The sequence below is a fragment of the Leisingera sp. genome, from assembly GCF_982940295.1.
Genome location: NZ_CEYXRG010000004.1, coordinates 46,122 through 61,822, shown reverse-complemented (window position 1 = coordinate 61,822; position 15,701 = coordinate 46,122). Strand labels below are relative to the sequence as shown.

16 protein-coding genes are annotated in these 15,701 nt (G+C 63.1%); 12 read left to right on the top strand and 4 right to left on the bottom strand.

From position 1 onward, the window contains the following. Nucleotides 1-16: 16 nt before the first annotated feature. The 3 genes from AC4HIX_RS05080 (at nucleotide 17) to AC4HIX_RS05070 (ending at nucleotide 1,930) form a co-directional block, all read left to right on the top strand. A complete protein-coding gene (locus AC4HIX_RS05080; RefSeq protein ID WP_490398146.1) occupies nucleotides 17-634 on the top strand; it encodes a uracil-DNA glycosylase family protein in 618 nt (205 codons plus the stop codon). Then, complete coding sequence (locus AC4HIX_RS05075) at nucleotides 631-1,422, top strand: SseB family protein (protein ID WP_490398145.1); 792 nt, start codon at nucleotides 631-633, stop codon at nucleotides 1,420-1,422. Before AC4HIX_RS05080 ends, AC4HIX_RS05075 begins: the two co-directional genes overlap by 4 nt. Nucleotides 1,423-1,516: 94 nt before the next feature. Continuing rightward, nucleotides 1,517-1,930, top strand: coding sequence for an ester cyclase (locus AC4HIX_RS05070; protein WP_490398144.1), 414 nt, complete (start codon nucleotides 1,517-1,519; stop codon nucleotides 1,928-1,930). A gap of 66 nt (nucleotides 1,931-1,996) precedes the next feature. Here the strand turns inward: AC4HIX_RS05070 and yghU are convergent, their stop codons facing one another. Beyond that, nucleotides 1,997-2,872 carry a glutathione-dependent disulfide-bond oxidoreductase gene (gene yghU / locus AC4HIX_RS05065; RefSeq protein ID WP_490398143.1) on the bottom strand — a complete coding sequence of 292 codons (876 nt, stop codon included), beginning with the start codon at nucleotides 2,870-2,872 and terminating at the stop codon, nucleotides 1,997-1,999. A 273-nt stretch (nucleotides 2,873-3,145) separates the two neighbouring features. On the opposite strand from yghU, the gene AC4HIX_RS05060 reads away from it, so the two are divergent. After that, nucleotides 3,146-3,664: a YHS domain-containing (seleno)protein gene (locus tag AC4HIX_RS05060; RefSeq protein ID WP_490398142.1), complete on the top strand. Its 519-nt coding sequence runs from the start codon at nucleotides 3,146-3,148 to the stop codon at nucleotides 3,662-3,664. Nucleotides 3,665-3,814: 150 nt separating this feature from the next. On the opposite strand, the gene AC4HIX_RS05055 is transcribed toward AC4HIX_RS05060, so the two are convergent. Beyond that, a complete protein-coding gene (locus tag AC4HIX_RS05055) occupies nucleotides 3,815-4,678 on the bottom strand; it encodes a LysR family transcriptional regulator (RefSeq protein WP_490398141.1) in 864 nt (287 codons plus the stop codon). Nucleotides 4,679-4,788: 110 nt separating this feature from the next. Here AC4HIX_RS05055 and AC4HIX_RS05050 point away from each other — a divergent pair, with 110 nt between their 5' ends. From AC4HIX_RS05050 to AC4HIX_RS05030, 5 genes are all read left to right on the top strand, one after another. Continuing rightward, on the top strand, nucleotides 4,789-5,946 hold the full coding sequence (locus AC4HIX_RS05050; protein ID WP_490398140.1) for an ABC transporter ATP-binding protein: 1,158 nt from the start codon (nucleotides 4,789-4,791) through the stop codon (nucleotides 5,944-5,946). A 22-nt stretch (nucleotides 5,947-5,968) separates the two neighbouring features. Further along, on the top strand, nucleotides 5,969-6,931 hold the full coding sequence (locus AC4HIX_RS05045; RefSeq protein ID WP_490398279.1) for a carbohydrate ABC transporter permease: 963 nt from the start codon (nucleotides 5,969-5,971) through the stop codon (nucleotides 6,929-6,931). Then, nucleotides 6,928-7,890 (top strand): carbohydrate ABC transporter permease, encoded by a 963-nt coding sequence (locus AC4HIX_RS05040; protein ID WP_490398139.1) that lies wholly within the window; start codon nucleotides 6,928-6,930, stop codon nucleotides 7,888-7,890. The genes AC4HIX_RS05045 and AC4HIX_RS05040 overlap by 4 nt, the downstream gene beginning before the upstream one ends. A gap of 110 nt (nucleotides 7,891-8,000) precedes the next feature. Further along, complete coding sequence (locus AC4HIX_RS05035; protein ID WP_490398138.1) at nucleotides 8,001-9,248, top strand: ABC transporter substrate-binding protein; 1,248 nt, start codon at nucleotides 8,001-8,003, stop codon at nucleotides 9,246-9,248. Nucleotides 9,249-9,312: 64 nt separating this feature from the next. Then, a complete protein-coding gene (locus AC4HIX_RS05030) occupies nucleotides 9,313-10,143 on the top strand; it encodes a metallophosphoesterase (RefSeq protein ID WP_490398137.1) in 831 nt (276 codons plus the stop codon). Nucleotides 10,144-10,441: 298 nt separating this feature from the next. On the opposite strand, the gene AC4HIX_RS05025 is transcribed toward AC4HIX_RS05030, so the two are convergent. Then, a complete protein-coding gene (locus AC4HIX_RS05025; RefSeq protein WP_027234793.1) occupies nucleotides 10,442-11,038 on the bottom strand; it encodes a GcrA family cell cycle regulator in 597 nt (198 codons plus the stop codon). A 162-nt stretch (nucleotides 11,039-11,200) separates the two neighbouring features. Between AC4HIX_RS05025 and AC4HIX_RS05020 the strand changes: the two genes are divergently transcribed. After that, entirely contained in the window at nucleotides 11,201-12,013 is an 813-nt protein-coding gene (locus AC4HIX_RS05020; RefSeq protein WP_490398136.1) for an ABC transporter permease, read from the top strand. A 36-nt stretch (nucleotides 12,014-12,049) separates the two neighbouring features. Here AC4HIX_RS05020 and AC4HIX_RS05015 read toward each other — a convergent pair whose 3' ends face one another. Next, entirely contained in the window at nucleotides 12,050-12,961 is a 912-nt protein-coding gene (locus AC4HIX_RS05015; protein ID WP_490398135.1) for a DMT family transporter, read from the bottom strand. Nucleotides 12,962-13,400: 439 nt separating this feature from the next. Here AC4HIX_RS05015 and AC4HIX_RS05010 point away from each other — a divergent pair, with 439 nt between their 5' ends. Both AC4HIX_RS05010 and argF read left to right on the top strand, forming a co-directional pair. Next, complete coding sequence (locus tag AC4HIX_RS05010; protein ID WP_490398134.1) at nucleotides 13,401-14,576, top strand: aspartate aminotransferase family protein; 1,176 nt, start codon at nucleotides 13,401-13,403, stop codon at nucleotides 14,574-14,576. A gap of 78 nt (nucleotides 14,577-14,654) precedes the next feature. Beyond that, nucleotides 14,655-15,581 (top strand): ornithine carbamoyltransferase, encoded by a 927-nt coding sequence (argF, locus tag AC4HIX_RS05005; protein ID WP_490398133.1) that lies wholly within the window; start codon nucleotides 14,655-14,657, stop codon nucleotides 15,579-15,581. The last annotated feature ends 120 nt before the right edge of the window (nucleotides 15,582-15,701 follow it).

The following is a 15,701-nucleotide window of genomic DNA, read 5'->3' as shown; positions in this document are numbered from 1 at the left end:
ACAAGCGGAGCGGTGGATGGCTGTTTCCAGATGCGAAACAATGAGCGGCAGCGGGAAGCTTAAGGCCCAGATTCGCAACTGCCGGCTCTGTGCCGACCGCTTTGCCGCCACCGCAACCGCGCACGCCCCCCGTCCGGTGGTCTGGTTCCGCCCCACCGCCCGCATCCTGATCGCAGGCCAGGCGCCAGGGGCGCGGGTGCATGAAAGCGGCAGGCCGTTTACCGACCCCTCCGGCGACCGGCTGCGGGCCTGGCTGGGGCTTTCGGAGGCAGAATTCTATGACAAGGACCACGTCGCGGTGGTTCCGATGGGCTTTTGCTTTCCCGGCTATAATGACAAGAAAGCCGACCTGCCGCCGCCTGCCATTTGCGGCAAGACCTGGCATCACCTGGTGATGGCGCAGCTGCCGGAAGTCCGGCTCAAGGTGCTGGTCGGGGCCCATGCGCAGCGTTATCACCTGGGGGTGAAGGGGCCGCTGACAGAGCTGGTGCGCGGCTGGCGGGATCATGCGCCGCAGGTCTTCCCCTTGCCGCACCCGTCCTGGCGTAATACCGGGTGGCTGAAGAAAAACCCCTGGTTCGAGGCCGAGCTGCTGCCGGTGCTGCAGGCCCGGGTGAAGGAGCTGATGCGATGACAGATGAAACCCCGCTGGATCTGGCCCATGCCGCGATGGAGGCAGCACCCGCCGATCATGCCGCGCGCCTGCGGTTCTATGAGCGGCTGGCGGATTGTGAGCTGTTCCTGATGCTGGCGGCGGAGGCGGAGGGCGAGCAAATCTCGCCGGAGCTGTTCGAGACGCCGGACGGGGCCTTTGTGCTGGTGTTCGACCGCGAGGAACGGCTGGCGCAGTTCGCAGGCAAACCTGTGCCTTACGCGGCGCTGTCAGGCCGGGTGATTGCGCAGATGCTGGCCGGGCAGGGCATTGGCCTGGGGCTGAACCTGGAGGTGGCGCCCTCTGCCATTCTGATCCCGGCAGAGGCGGTCGGCTGGCTGCACCAGACGCTGGGGCACGCGCCGGATGAGGTGGAGGCCGCGGTGGAGATGTTCACGGCGCCCAAGGGGTTGCCGGAGGCGCTGCTGACGGCGCTGGATGCCAAGCTGGCCACTGCGGGCGGGCTGGCGGCGGCGGCTTATCTGGCTGGTGTGCGCTATGCCGGCGGCGGGCAGGGGCATCTCTTGGGCTTTGTCGGCGCCAAGGAGGCGGCGCAGGCCTCGCTCGCCAAGGCGGCCGGTGAGGCGCTGACCTTTTCCGGCATCGAGGCCGGGGCGATGGATGTGGCGTTTTTCGAAGCGGAGGACCCGGCGGCGGCCAAGCTTGCCCGCGCAGGGCTGCGCTTTGACCTGCCGCAGCCGCAAGCCCCGCAGGAGTACACGCCGGTGACGCCGGGCAGCGACCCCGATAAACCGCCGCGCCTCAAGTAGCCCGGCCTCGCCCGTGGCCGTTTTCGCCTTATCTGCTGCTGCAAGGGCGTGGCCAAGCGCCATGCCCGGCGACCCAGCAGGGAGGGAGAGAACGATGTCCATCAAACAGACCGCACATGATTTCTGCGAAGCCTGCGACGCCGGCAAGGGTTGGGACGTGTGCCAGGAATGGTGCATGCCGGACGCCACCTTCGCGGTCCAGTCGGACGCGCTGGCGGAGATCAGGACGCTGGCAGACTATACCGAATGGGCCAAGGGGCTGCTCGTGCCGATGCCGGACGCCCATGCCGAGTTCAAATCCCTTGCTGTGGATGAGGACAGCAACCGCGCGATCCTGTTTGCCGTCTTTCACGGCACCCACACGGCAGATGCCGGAAACGGCGCGCCGACGGGCAAGAAAGTGGCCTCGGATTATGTCTATGTGCTGGATTTCGACGGGCCGAAGATCCGCCATATGACGAAGGTTTGGAACGATGTGCACGCCCTGACGCAATTGGGCTGGATGTAGGGGCGCGAAAAGCGAAAACGCCCGCGTTGCCGCGGGCGCTTGGGTCATCTCAAGGGGCGGAGCGGGTTACTCCGCCGCCGCTTCCAGCTTGTCCTGGGTGCGGGATTCGAAATCGCTGGCGTCGTGGCGCTCGTGCAGCTGCATGTGCAGATCGCCGAAGGAGCGGTTCACCTTGCGGCCGCGCTGCACCGCCGGGCGGGCGTCGATCGCCTTGGCCCAGCGGACCACATTGGTATAGCTTTCCGCGTCCAGGAATTCGGCGGCGTCATAGAGGCGGCCCAGAACCAGCTGGCCGTACCAGGGCCAGATCGCCATATCGGCGATGGTGTAGTCCTCGCCCGCGATATAGGTGCGGTCCGCCAGCTGCCGGTCCAGCACGTCAAGCTGGCGCTTGGTTTCCATTGCAAATCGGTCGATCGGGTATTGCCACTTCTCCGGCGCATAGGCGTAGAAATGGCCGAAACCGCCGCCCAGGTAGGGCGCGCTGCCCATCTGCCAGAACAGCCAGTTCAGGGTCTCGGTGCGGGCCGGGCCGTCCTGGGGCAGGAACTCCCCGAATTTCTCCGCCAGATGCACCAGGATCGAGCCGCTCTCGAACACCCGCACCGGCTCAGTGCCGCTGCGGTCCATCAGCGCCGGGATCTTGGAGTTCGGGTTGATCTCCACAAAGCCCGAGCCGAACTGGTCGCCTTCGCCGATGTCGATCAGCCAGGCGTCATACTCGGCGCCCTTGTGGCCCGCGGCCAGCAGTTCCTCGAACATCACGGTGACCTTGACCCCGTTCGGTGTCGCCAGCGAGTAGAGCTGGAAGGGGTGCTCGCCTACCGGCAGCTCCTTATCATGGGTGGCGCCGGCAACGGGGCGGTTGGTGGAGGCAAACTGGCCGCCGTTGCCTTTTTCCCATTTCCAGACCTTCGGCGGGGTGTAGGAGGTATCGCTCATCTGTCGGGCCTTGTTCTGATTGTTTCCGGTTCAAGGCCGCCCGCAGGGTCGCGGCGGCCGGCTTTGGCAGAGATAAGGGGAAAATCGGAAATTCCAATGACTGGAAGGTCTGGGCCGCGGAAATTTTACAAAACGCTCACATCCTCTCGTCCCCGGACACAGAGACGTGAGCCCCCCTTCGCATTTGCCGCAGCGGCAGTAATGTCAGTGCCAAGGCTGGTGCCGAGGACCGGTGCCCAATTTGAACCGATCACCGATGAAAGGGATGATTTCATGAAGCGTCTTGCATTTGCTGCTGCGGCAGCGCTGTCCTTTGCCCTGCCGGCCTTTGCCGGGGAGCAGTACGTCGATGGCACCGGCTATGCCGTGTCCGGCTATGACGTGGTCGCTTACCGCAGCTTGGAGATGAACCCGGTGGGCACGCCCCAAACCGCGCCGGTGCGGGGCAGCACTGAATTCACCGCCGACTACAACGGCGCCACCTGGGCGTTCTCGACCGAGGAAAACCGCGACAAGTTCCTGGAAAACCCGGCCTATTACGCGCCGCAGTATGACGGCCACTGCGCCTATGGCGTCTCCAAGGGCGGTAAGGTGCCGGCCAACCCGAACCTGTGGCGCATCGTCGACGACAAGCTGTACCTGAACATCACCGATGTGGTGGTCGGCTTCTGGGAGGAAGACATCCCCGGCAACATCAACCTGGCCGAAGGCAACTGGCCGGGGATCGAGCCCAAGGCAGCCTCCGACAGCGTGATCCCGAAGTTCACGTCTGAGGGGCCGGTCGCGAACTGATCTGAGTATGCAGGCAGGGCGACGGCTTTGCCTGCACGACCCTCAAAGGGGGCATTGAGAGCCAACGGAGCGAATACCTGTACTGAAGCTCATCGCGGCGAACGCTGCGCGTGGTGCGAATGTCCAGGAAGCGCAGATTGCGACTTGGGGTCAGGAGGAGGCAATTCCAATGAAAGCCTTTACCAGCCGCAGTTTTGCTCTGTCCTTTGGAGCCACAATTGCGGTTTCGTGCTGCTGGGTCAGTTCAGCAATCGGAACTTCGGCCAAACCTCTCGAAATCAACCCGCTCTTACCAAGGAATATCGCTGTTCCGGCCCCTTGCAACACCGCCTCACACATCAAGGGGAACGTGCTCATCGTTATTGTTCGCTGAAATCGCACCCCGCTTTTTAGTTGTGCTTCGCGCACGACACGTTCCGTCAGAGATCCGGTTTCCGGCAGGATGATGGTTTCCCCCTGAAGATCCTCGAAGCTCAGAATGTCACGTTCGGCGAGCGGAGAAGAGGGCAGGAGATAGGCCACGTATTGGTTCTTTTGCACCGTCACGCGCTCCCAGTCATCAGAGCGCGGCGGATCCGTGATCAGGCCGGCATCCGCGCGCCGCTCCTGCAAAAGGCTGATTGCGGTTGTCCAGCCATAAAGGGCAAAGTCGATCTCGACATCAGGATAGGCTTGCCTGAACCGGCTGATCGCCTTGAGCGCGGGAAGAGGGGCGTTGGCGATAATCTTGATGTGGCCGCGGGCCATGGCTTCATACCCTTCGAGCCGCTCGCTGATTTCGGAATTCAGTGCAACCATACGGTCGGCCAGGCCATAGAACTCCTGCCCTGTCCGGGTAAGTGAAATGCCATCCCGGCCTCGCACCAGCAGCTGCGAGCCGACTTGTTTCTCCAGTTTGGCGATATGCTGGGTCACGGCTGACTGCGTCACACCCAGCCGCACGGCAGCGGCTGAGAAGCTGCCCTCGCGGACAACATAGGCAAAGGCAACAAACTGGTGATGGTTGGCGCGCATGTTTGGCCTCCTTTTGAGCAAGGCCATAGCCGCCATTAGTCTCACTAATATGACGTCACAAAAGTGAAGGCTCAGCTGCTTAGACAGCCCCTGTCAGATGGAGGAATCGGATGGCAGGGCTGAGCATCAAAAATGTAACCAAGCGCTTTGGCGAGACCGAGGTGCTCAAAGGGGTATCCCTCGATATTGCCGACGGGGAATTTATCTCGCTGGTTGGTCCGTCAGGCTGCGGTAAGTCCACACTGCTGCGGATCATCGCCGGACTGGAAGACCAATGCGACGGAGTCATCCAGATCGGCGGGCACTCCGTTGCAGGCCAGCGCGCGGCGGACCGCAATCTGTCGATGGTGTTCCAGTCCTATGCGCTTTACCCGCATCTGAGCGTGGGCGAAAACATCGCGGTGCCGCTCAGGATGCGGCGCATGAACGGGTTGCAGCGGCTGCCGGTCGTCGGCGGCTTTATGCCCGGCGCAGGCGCCGTGGCTGGCGGTATAGGCCGGGATGTCCGCCATGCTGCTGAAATGCTCGAGATCGGGCATCTTCTGGACCGCAAGCCGGGTCAGCTTTCCGGTGGCCAGCGCCAGCGGGTGGCTCTGGGGCGGGCCCTGGTGCGGGAGCCTGCCGCGTTTTTGCTGGATGAACCGCTGTCCAATCTCGACGCGAAACTGCGGGTCCAGACCCGGGCTGAGATCGCGCAGCTGCACCGCCGTCTGGCAGCGACATTTATCTATGTGACTCATGATCAGGTCGAGGCGATGACGATGTCAGACCGCATCGCGGTGATGATGGGCGGGCGCATCCTGCAATGTGCAGCCCCTGATGTGGTCTATGAAGATCCTGACCGGATCGAGGTTGCTGAATTCATCGGCTCTCCAAAAATCAACATCCTGCCGCTTGAAATCGCAGCTGACGGACGGCTGAGCCTGCTGGATCACGCCTTGGACCTTGCCGTTATCGACGGGGGCAGAGGTGTCGGCTCACTGGGTATCCGGCCCGAGGCGCTTCGGCTGACAAGCGGATACAGTCCGATCCGCGGCCGTGTTGTTCATAGCGAAAACCTGGGTTCAGAGCTGTTCGTTCAAGTCGAAGTCGCGGGCCTGGAGGAGCGCGTTACGCTGCGCGCAGAGCCTGAGCAACGCGCAGCTTTGGCGCTGGGAGCACCTGTCGCCCTGGCGTTTGATGCGGACAAAGCGCTGGTTTTCGATGCGGATGGGGCACGCGTACGCAGGCTTCGTCATCCGAACGCTGCAACCTCTGAGGTGGCCTGAGATGTCAGCCATCGAAACCTCCATGACTGATACAGCACCAAGGGCAGTTGCAGGTCACGCAACCAAAGAACGACGCGCCGCATGGGTCTTGACCGCGCCGGCCCTGGTATTGATGGTGATCGTCCTGCTGGTGCCAATCACCATCGCGGGGCTGCTGTCCTTCACCAGCTATTCGCTTGGAAACAGCGGTTTTGATTGGGTCGGCAGCCGCAACTATGAAAAGCTGTTTACCCGTTCGGCCTATGAAAAGATGTTTCTGGCCACATTGACCTATGTGGTGACCGTGGTGCCGATCTCGGTCGGGCTTGGGCTGGGGGCCGCGCTGCTGATCAATTCGCTGGGCCGGTTCCGCGAGATCTACAAGACGATCTACTTCCTGCCGGTCATGGCGACGCTTCTGGCGATGGCGATTGCGTGGGAGTTCATGCTTCACCCGTCAATCGGTATGGTGAACCGCACGCTGGAAATGAGCTGCGGCACATTTCTGGAACAGATCTGGCCCTTCCTGGCGCAGGGCTGCGCTGACCGCTTCCCGGTCTGGCTGGGCGACAAGCGCTATGCGATCTGGGTGATATGCTTTATCGGCATCTGGCAGGGGTTCGGCTTTAACATGGTGCTGTATCTGGCCGGGCTGACCAGCGTCCACCGTGAGCTGTATCACGCCGCAGAGATGGACGGGGCCAAATCCGCCTGGGAGCGGTTCCGGCTGGTAACCTGGCCTGCGCTGGGGCCGACCACTGTATTTGTCGTCACCATCACCTGCATCCGCGCCTTTCAGGTCTTTGACACCATCGAGGCCTTCTGGCCGCAGGGCGGCGGGCCGAACAAGTCCACCTATGTGATGATGTTTGCCATTTTTGAGAAGGGCATCCAGCAGAACCTGATCGGGATCGGCTCGGCAATCACCATGCTGTTCCTTGCCTTCGTCATGTTTCTCACGCTGATCCAGCGCTGGCTGGTGGAACGAAAGGTCCATTACAAATGACCCGTGACTGGTGGAAGCACCTGATCCTGATCCTTGGCGTGATCGTTGTCCTTGCGCCGTTCTACATGATGGTCAGCTATTCGTTCAAATCCCCAGGTGAGATTGACCGGGGAGAGGGCGGATTTTTCGGACGGCAGGAAATGATGGTGGATGAGCGCTGTGTCAAGCTGCGCGACCCCGGCCGTGATGATATCGCCGCCGCAGCGAACCGTTTCCCGGGGCAAAGCGACAGTGCGATCCGGGAGCTGCTGGTGGCAGAGGCTACGGCTGACTGCTCGATGCGGCCTGTCGTCTTCAACTATTCCAAGGCCTTCACCGAGGCGCCGCTGCTGCGCTATCTGCTGAACGGGGTCATTGTGACTGCGTCGATCTTCCTGATCCAGGTCGTGGTCGCGCTGCCTGCGGCCTACGCCCTGGCCAAGCTGAAATTCTGGGGCCGGGATGCGGTTTTCGGATTGGTGCTGTTCTGCCTCTTGATCCCCGTTCACGCCATTGCGCTGCCGCTTTACATCATGCTGGCCAAGCTGGGGCTGACCAATACCTATGCCGCGCTTGTTGTGCCCTGGACGATTTCGGTCTTTGGCATCTTCCTGATGCGCCAGTTCTTCATGACGGTGCCGGATGATCTGATTGATGCGGCGCGCATGGACGGGATGGGCGAATTCGCCATCGTCTGGCGGGTCATGCTGCCCACCGCAATCCCGGCGCTGCTGGCCTTTGCCATTTTCTCGATCGTGGCCCATTGGAACGACTACTTCTGGCCCCGCATTGTGGTGACCGGAAACCGCGACCTGTTTACGCCGCCTTTGGGCCTGCGCGAGTTCAAGGGAGATGGCGACGGGTCATTCTTTGGCCCGATGATGGCCACCGCCACCGTGATCGTCACCCCGCTGATCGTTGCCTTCCTGCTGGCGCAGAAGCGCTTCATTGAAGGGATCACCTTGAACGGAATGAAATGAGTTTCGGGTGCGGGCTGCCCCGCACCCTCCCGTAATCCCGACTGGGATCAACCCGGAGCGTGCATCGCCAAACACAAGCGCTCCACGTTTGGAATGAGAGGAAGATTTCCATGAAAACCGCCCTGTCTGCAATGGCCCTGGCGCTGACCGCTGCCGCCGCGATGGCCGAAGACACCGTGACCATCGAATTCGCCTATCCCTACAGCCATCTGTTCGACGTCACCTATGAGGCCATGATGCCGGCCTTCAAGAAAGCGCATCCGAATATTGATGTGAAATTCCGCGCCACCTATGAATCCTACGAGGACGGCACCAACACCATCCTGCGCGAAGCAGTGTCCGGCAACCTTCCCGATGTCACAATGCAGGGTCTGAACCGCCAGCAGATCCTGGTCGACAAGGGCATCGCCAAATCGCTGGAACCGTTCATCGCCAAAGAAGCGGACTTTGCCAAGAATGGCTACCACGAGGCCATGCTGTCGCTGTCGACCTTTGGCGAAAACGTTCACGGCCTGCCGTTCTCGGTCTCGCTGCCGGTTGGCTATTACAACATGGACCTCCTGAAAGAAGCCGGAGTTGAAACCCTGCCCACCACCTGGGACGAGGTGATCGGCATGTGCGAAACCATGAAGGCCAACGGCATCGACAACCCGATTTTCTGGGGTTGGAACATCACCGGCAACTGGTTCATGCAGGCGCTGATGTGGTCACAGGACAAGGCGATTGTCGACAACGGCCGTGTGACTCTGGACAGCCCCGAGGCACTGGCCGCCATGGAGCAGATGCAGGAGATCTTCACCAAATGCGACATGCAGAACCTCGAGTGGAAGGCGGCGCTGGCCTCCTTCTCGGCGGGTGAGATCGGCATGATGTTCTGGTCGACCTCGGCCCTGGGCGCTGTCGAACGCTCGCAAGGTGAGTTCGCGCTGAAAACCGGCCCGTTCCCCGGCATGGGCGAAACTCCCAAAGGCCTGCCTGCGGGCGGTAACGCCGCCATGCTGACCTCAACGTCGGATGATCCGAAAGTGCAGGAGGCCGCCTGGGCCTGGCTCAAGTTCATCACCAGCGGCGAAGGCGCAGCCGAAGTGGCCAAGACCACCGGTTACATGCCGCCGAACAAGGCCGCGAACGAGGTGATCCTAGCCGATTTCTATGACCAGAACCCGAACAAGCAGACTGCCGTGGATCAGCTGCCGCTGCTGCGCGACTGGCTGGCTTATCCGGGCGACAATGGTCTGGCGGTCACTCAGGTGATTTACGACGGCATCGAACGCATTGTCACCGGCGACGCCACCGACATGAAAGCGCTGCAGCAAGAGATGGTCGAAGAAGTCGCCGACCTGCTTCCCAACGGCTAACGCCTTCTTTCCGGCTGCGCGCGCACCTGCGTGCGGCCGGTTCTTCTTCGGGCAGAGTAAGAAAATGAAAATCATCCATATTTCAGACATTCACCTGACAGTCCCCGGCGAGGAAATGGGCGGGCTGAACCCCCATGCCCGGTTCGCACGCGCTCTGGCGCACGTGGTGGAAAACCATGCCGATGCCGCACGCATTATCATTACTGGCGATCTGGCCCACTGGGGGGAACGCGCAGCCTATGAAGCGCTGCAAGCTGCCGTCGCCGATCTGCCGGTTCCGGTGCGGCTGATGATTGGCAACCACGACGACCGGGCAACCTTCCGGTCCGTTTTTGCGGATCATCCCGTGGACGAAAACGGCTTCGTCAATCATGCTGAAACTGTCGACGGTGCGCGCTTCATCTATCTCGACAGCGTGGGCGAGCGCACCCATGCCGGGCATTTCTGCGCAGTCCGCCGGGCTTGGCTGCGGGCCGAGCTTGAAAGTTGCGAACGCGCACGCGTTTTTCTGCATCACAACCCGATGCTGTTGGGGTTGCCCGCCGAAGACAAGATCGCCTTGAACAAGGATGATCGCAGCCCTTTTCAGGACCTGATCAGAGCCCATGCAGAGAAAATTGACTACATCCATTTCGGCCATGTCCATGCGCCCATCCACGGGTGCCTGGCGGGGGTCCCTTTTGCCAGCGTGCCTTCGACAGGCAACCAGTCAATCCCAGACCTGAGTGAAACTGAACTGCTGAAAGGTGCCCCGATGGATCCGGCTTATTTTGTGTTTCAGATCGACGGGCGCGACACCACCATCCATCAGATCCCCTTTGCATGGGAAGGCCCGGTCATGACAGCTGGAACAGGATGGGAAGATTGGGCAAAACCGGTCGAGGCAGCGGAATGAAGCCTTGTCTTCCGCAAGTCCGTGACGGGCTGCTTGCAGTCGTTGGCCAATGCGGCACGGACGGAAGCTCTGTCCGCTCACAAGTCAAATAGATTGGGATACTGCCAGGTCCCATATTTGCGCAAACCGGGCGCCGCTTGCCAGCCAATCGACACATGCGGCGAGAGATAGCCGTGTCCTGCGCTTGTGCCGGATGCATCCTGCCATGCAGACCTTCCTGGAAGACGGGAGGCCCCTCAAAAACAAAAAGCCCCGGACGCACTGCCGGGGCTTTGATATCTCAAGCTGCCGGACGCGCTCAGCGGCGGCGGTCGCGGCGGGAGGACATCGGCTGGAAGGCCACGCCCACATGCGCCTCGCAATAGGGTTTGCCCTGCTGGGCGGGCAGGCCGCAGAACCAGAAGTCCTCAGTCGCCGGGTCGCCCACCGGCCATTTGCAGGTGCGCTCGGTCAGCTCCATCAGGCCCAGCTTCTTGGCTTTCTTCTCGACCTCGTTGACCTTGGCCAGCGCCTCGGGGCTGATTTCATTGGCGGAGGGCTGCGGCGGCAGCGGCTGGCCGGCCGGGATGATCTGGCGGCGCGCAGGCGTTGCGGGCTTGGCGTCGGCTGCAGGCTGGGCCGCGGCCGGACGGGCCGGTTCGGTCTTGGGCTGCGGCTTGGGCTTGGGCGCCGCGGCCGGTTTCGGCGCGGCAGCGGCCGGGGCTGCCGCGGGCTTTTCCTTGGGCTCGGCAGCCTTGGCGCCGCCGCTGTTGCGGTTGGACAGGCCGAGCCGGTGCACCTTGCCGATCACGGCGTTGCGGGTCACGCCGCCCAGTTCCTTGGCGATCTGGCTGGCCGACTGGCCTTCGCCCCACATTTTCTTGAGCAGTTCGACGCGCTCGTCTGTCCAGGACATCTGTTGCCTTTCCAAGCTAATAGCGGCCCCAGGGGTTCTGCGGCCGCCATCATATTCCGTGTGATCGCTCTATTCTAATCACTGCGGGCGGAGTTACAAGGCATCTTGCGCCCCAAGCGGCAGCCGTTATGCAGGCAAAGCAGCAAAAACACAGGGGGCATCATGGCAGATCAGGGGTATCAGGTCGAACTGGGCGCGCGCAGGTCCGGGCAGGTGAACTGGCTGGGGCTCAAGGCGCTGGCCTGGCGCGAGGTGAAGCGGTTCCTGGTGGTCTGGACCCAGACCCTGCTGGCGCCGCTGGTGACCGCGGCGCTGTTCCTGATGATCTTCAACATTGCCATCGGCCCCAGGCGCGGCGACGTCATGGGCGTGCCGTTCCTGACTTTCCTGGCGCCGGGCATCATGATGATGACGGTGATCCAGAATGCCTTTGCAAACACCTCATCCTCCATCGTGATTGCCAAAGTGCAGGGCAATATCGTCGACACGCTGATGCCGCCTCTGTCGGGGCTGGAGATCCTGCTGGGCTACCTGGCGGGCGCGGTGGCCCGCGGCACGCTGGTGGCGCTGGGCATCGGGCTGGGGCTGATGGCGGTCTTGCAGATCGTGCCCGCGCATCCGACGGTGGCGCTTTTGTTCATCGTGCTGGGCGCGGCCTTTCTGGGGGCCTTGGGCATCGTTGCGGGGGTCTTTGCCGACAAGTTCGACCAGATGGCGGCGATCACCAATTTCATCGTGACGCCTTTGGCGTTTCTATCCGGCACCTTCTATTCGGTGGAAGCGCTGCCGCCGGTGCTCAAGGCGATTTCGCATCTGAACCCGGTGTTCTATCTGATCGACGGGGTGCGATTCGGGGTGATCGGCACGTCGGACAGCTCGCCCTGGCTGGGGCTGGCGGTCTGCGGCGGCGCGACCCTGGCGGTCTGCGGCCTGGCCTGGCTCATGCTGCGCACCGGCTACCGGCTGAAGCCCTGATCCGGCGGCCAGGCGGCGTCCTGCCGGGCGCCGGCCTTACCGCGCGGCGGGGGCGGCTGAGGCGGCGGTTGGTTTGCGCCGTCCCTCCCGCCAGGCGAGGAGGGCGGCGCCGGCCAGGATGATCACGGCGCCGAGGACGGAGACCGCATCCGGCACCGCGCCAAAACCCAGAAAATCATAAAGCGCCGCAAACACCAGCGTGGCATAGCTGAACGGCGCCACAAACGATGCATCGGCGCGCGCCATCCCGTTGATGAAACAGGCCTGCGCGCAGGCCATCAAGAGCCCCAGCGCCGCCAGCGCGCCCCACTGTCCCGGGGTGGGCATCTGCCAGACCGGCAGCACCGCGCAGCTGGCAATTGCCAGCCCCAGCAGGTTGTTCACCCACAAGACCTGCAAGGGCGCCTCGCGGCCCGCCAGCTTCTTGATGAAGATCAGCTCCAGCCCCATCACCGCCGCCGCTGCCAGCGCCAGCAGCGCCGCGGGCTGGAAACTGGCCGGCGTGGGCCGCAGCAGGATCATCGCACCGATCATGGCAATCAGCGCAGCGCCCCAGCGCCAGGGGCCGACCCGCTCACCCAGTAGCGGAATGGCCAGCAGCATCCCGAAGACCGGATTCAGGAAGGTAATCGCGGTGGCGTCGGCCAGCGGGATATAGGCGACGGAGGCAAACATCAGCGTGACCCCCGCCCAGCCAAAGGACGTGCGGCCGATGTGATAGCCCCAATGCGGGCGGGTGAACCGCGGCCGCAGGATCAGCACGGCGGTTGAGATCGCAATGAAGGCAAACAGGAAGCGGCCATGGCTGATCTGCATCGGGTGAAGCGGCGTCCCCAGCAGATCCGTCCCCAACGCCTTGGCCATCAGCGTGGTGCCGGCAATGAAGGTTGTCGCTGCCAGGATCAGGGCAGCGGCCAGGGGCGGGTTCTCAGGGGTGTCGCGGCTCATCGCCAAGCGGTGCGGCAAGCCGCGGCGGGATGCAAGGGGAAATGGTTCGGTGCCTGCCTTACGCTGAAGGGCCAGAAGGGGCGCGGCCCCGCGGTTTTGCGAAGGAGAGGGGCGCTGCCCCTCTTGGCCTGGCGGCCAATTCACCCCGGAGTATTTCAGCAAAGGTGAAGGGGACGGGCGGCGCGCTGCGGCGGTTTGGCGGGGAGGGGTGCGCAAAAGGGGTTTTCTTTCGATGAAACCTCCACTATGGAACCTGCCCATGATCAAACGCGCACATACCACCATTTCGCGACGCCGACGTCGCCTGGCGTGACCGGCCCCTGATCTGTTGTGCCTGCCATGCGGCACATCCCCCCTTCGAAATCCTATGATCCCCCGTTGACCCAAGGCCAAGCTTACGTCACAGCTTTGGCTTCTATCTGTGAAAAGGATGATCCTGATGATCCCGTCCGTTCTGCCGACCTACAACCGTGCACCGCTGGAATTCGTCAAAGGCGAAGGCGCCTGGCTGACCACGGCGGACGGGCGCCGCTTTCTGGATCTGGGCTCCGGCATCGCGGTGAACGCGCTGGGGCATGCCCATCCGGCACTGGTGGAGGCGCTGACCGCCCAGGCGCAAGCCTTGTGGCATGTCTCCAACCTCTACCACATCCCGCAGCAGCAGGCGCTGGCGGACAAGCTGGTCGAGCATACCTTTGCCGACACCGTGTTCTTCACCAACTCCGGCACTGAGGCCTGCGAACTGGCGGTGAAGATGGCGCGCAAGTATTTCTATGACAAAGGCCAGCCGGAGCGGGTGGAGATCATCACCTTTGACGGCTCCTTCCATGGCCGGTCCTCGGCCGGCATCGCCGCCGCGGGGTCTGAGAAGATGGTCAAGGGCTTCGGCCCGCTGCTGCCCGGTTTCGTGCATCTGACCTTCGGCGATCTGGACGGTGTGACCGATGCGATCAGCGAAAGCACTGCCGCGATCATGATCGAACCGGTGCAGGGCGAGGGCGGCATCCGCCCGGTCCCGGATGCGGAGCTGAAGGCGCTGCGCCAGATCTGCGATGACAACGGCCTGCTGCTGATCCTCGATGAGGTGCAATGCGGCGTCGGGCGGACCGGCAAGCTGTTTGCCCATGAATGGGCGGGCATCGCGCCAGACATCATGATGGTGGCCAAGGGCATCGGCGGAGGCTTCCCGCTGGGCGCGGTGCTGGCCACGGAAAACGCGGCCAGCGGCATGACCGCGGGCACCCATGGCTCCACCTATGGCGGCAACCCGCTGGGCTGTGCCGTGGGCTGCGCGGTGATGGACCACATTGCGGATGAGGCCTTCCTGGCCGAGGTGAACCGCAAGGCGGGCCTCTTGCGGCAGAAGCTGGAAGGGCTGGTGGCCGATCACCCGGAGGTGTTCGAAGAGGTGCGCGGTTCCGGCCTGATGCTGGGCCTCAAGTGCAAGGCGGTGAACGCCGACGTGGTCAAGGCAGGCTACGACAACGAACTGATCACCGTTCCGGCAGCCGACAATGTGATCCGCCTGCTGCCGCCGCTGACCCTGACCGATGAGGACATCGCCGAGGCCGTCAGCCGCCTGGAAAAAACCGCCGCCCAGGTCGAAGCTGCCTGATTTTCACCTTTGCAGAAATACTCCCGGGGGTCCGGGGGGAGGCGCCCCCGGCCGTCGCCCGAACAAAGCGATACCGACATGAACCATTTGCTCGACATCCACCAAACCGGCCCCGCCGATCTGCGCGCGATCATCGACCAGGCCAAGGCCACCAAGCAGGCCCGCCTTGGCCGCCCCAAGGCGGCGCTGGATGATGAGCTGCCGCTGAAAGACAAGATGGTGGCGCTGATTTTTGAGAAACCCTCGACCCGCACCCGGGTGTCCTTTGACGTCGGCGTGCGCCAGATGGGCGGCGAGACCATGGTGCTGTCGGGCAAGGACATGCAGCTGGGCCATGGCGAGACCATCGCCGACACTGCCCGGGTGCTCAGCCGCTATGTCGACATGATCATGATCCGCACCTTTGATGAGACCGTGCTGACCGAGATGGCGGAATACTCCGACGTGCCGGTGATCAACGGCCTCACCGACCGCACCCACCCCTGCCAGATCATGGCCGACATCCTCACCTATGAGGAGCACCGCGGCCCGATCCAGGGCAAGAAGGTGGTTTGGTGCGGTGACGGCAACAACGTCTGCGCCTCCTTCCTGCACGCGGCCGGCCAGTTCGGCTTTGACCTCACCTTTGCGGGCCCGGCGCAGCTGGACCCCGAAGACGAGTTTGTCGGTCTGGCGCGCCAGGCGGGCTCCAAGGTGGTGATCGAGCGCGACGCGGCCAAGGCGGTCGCAGGCGCGGACCTGGTGGTCACGGATACCTGGGTGTCGATGCATGACAGCCAGTCCTCTAAAGAGCGCCGCCACAACATGCTGCGGCCCTATCAGGTCAATGCCGAACTGATGTCCCACGCCAAGCCGGACGCGCTGTTCATGCATTGCCTGCCGGCCCACCGCGAGGAGGAGGCGACCAGCCAGGTGATGGACGGGCCGAACTCGGTGATTTTTGACGAGGCCGAAAACCGGCTGCACGCGCAAAAGGCCATCATGCGCTGGTGCGCCGGCGGCTAAGGCTGCCGGGGCACCGTCAGGTTCCTGAACTCCCGGCCTGCGGGGATGGGGCACTCCCGCCCGCCGCGGCGCATTCCCCGGAATGCGCCCTGACCGTTGGGAGTGGCGCCGGGCCTGCGG

Excerpts from the sequence above, each read along its gene's own strand:
- AC4HIX_RS05080 (WP_490398146.1), top strand. The coding sequence starts at position 17 with ATGGCTGTTTCCAGATGCGAAACAATGAGCGGCAGCGGGAAGCTTAAG.
- AC4HIX_RS05075 (WP_490398145.1), top strand. The coding sequence starts at position 631 with ATGACAGATGAAACCCCGCTGGATCTGGCCCATGCCGCGATGGAGGCA.
- AC4HIX_RS05070 (WP_490398144.1), top strand. The coding sequence starts at position 1,517 with ATGTCCATCAAACAGACCGCACATGATTTCTGCGAAGCCTGCGACGCC.
- yghU (WP_490398143.1), bottom strand. The coding sequence starts at position 2,872 with ATGAGCGATACCTCCTACACCCCGCCGAAGGTCTGGAAATGGGAAAAA.
- AC4HIX_RS05060 (WP_490398142.1), top strand. The coding sequence starts at position 3,146 with ATGAAGCGTCTTGCATTTGCTGCTGCGGCAGCGCTGTCCTTTGCCCTG.
- AC4HIX_RS05055 (WP_490398141.1), bottom strand. The coding sequence starts at position 4,678 with ATGCGCGCCAACCATCACCAGTTTGTTGCCTTTGCCTATGTTGTCCGC.
- AC4HIX_RS05050 (WP_490398140.1), top strand. The coding sequence starts at position 4,789 with ATGGCAGGGCTGAGCATCAAAAATGTAACCAAGCGCTTTGGCGAGACC.
- AC4HIX_RS05045 (WP_490398279.1), top strand. The coding sequence starts at position 5,969 with ATGACTGATACAGCACCAAGGGCAGTTGCAGGTCACGCAACCAAAGAA.
- AC4HIX_RS05040 (WP_490398139.1), top strand. The coding sequence starts at position 6,928 with ATGACCCGTGACTGGTGGAAGCACCTGATCCTGATCCTTGGCGTGATC.
- AC4HIX_RS05035 (WP_490398138.1), top strand. The coding sequence starts at position 8,001 with ATGAAAACCGCCCTGTCTGCAATGGCCCTGGCGCTGACCGCTGCCGCC.
- AC4HIX_RS05030 (WP_490398137.1), top strand. The coding sequence starts at position 9,313 with ATGAAAATCATCCATATTTCAGACATTCACCTGACAGTCCCCGGCGAG.
- AC4HIX_RS05025 (WP_027234793.1), bottom strand. The coding sequence starts at position 11,038 with ATGTCCTGGACAGACGAGCGCGTCGAACTGCTCAAGAAAATGTGGGGC.
- AC4HIX_RS05020 (WP_490398136.1), top strand. The coding sequence starts at position 11,201 with ATGGCAGATCAGGGGTATCAGGTCGAACTGGGCGCGCGCAGGTCCGGG.
- AC4HIX_RS05015 (WP_490398135.1), bottom strand. The coding sequence starts at position 12,961 with ATGAGCCGCGACACCCCTGAGAACCCGCCCCTGGCCGCTGCCCTGATC.
- AC4HIX_RS05010 (WP_490398134.1), top strand. The coding sequence starts at position 13,401 with ATGATCCCGTCCGTTCTGCCGACCTACAACCGTGCACCGCTGGAATTC.
- argF (WP_490398133.1), top strand. The coding sequence starts at position 14,655 with ATGAACCATTTGCTCGACATCCACCAAACCGGCCCCGCCGATCTGCGC.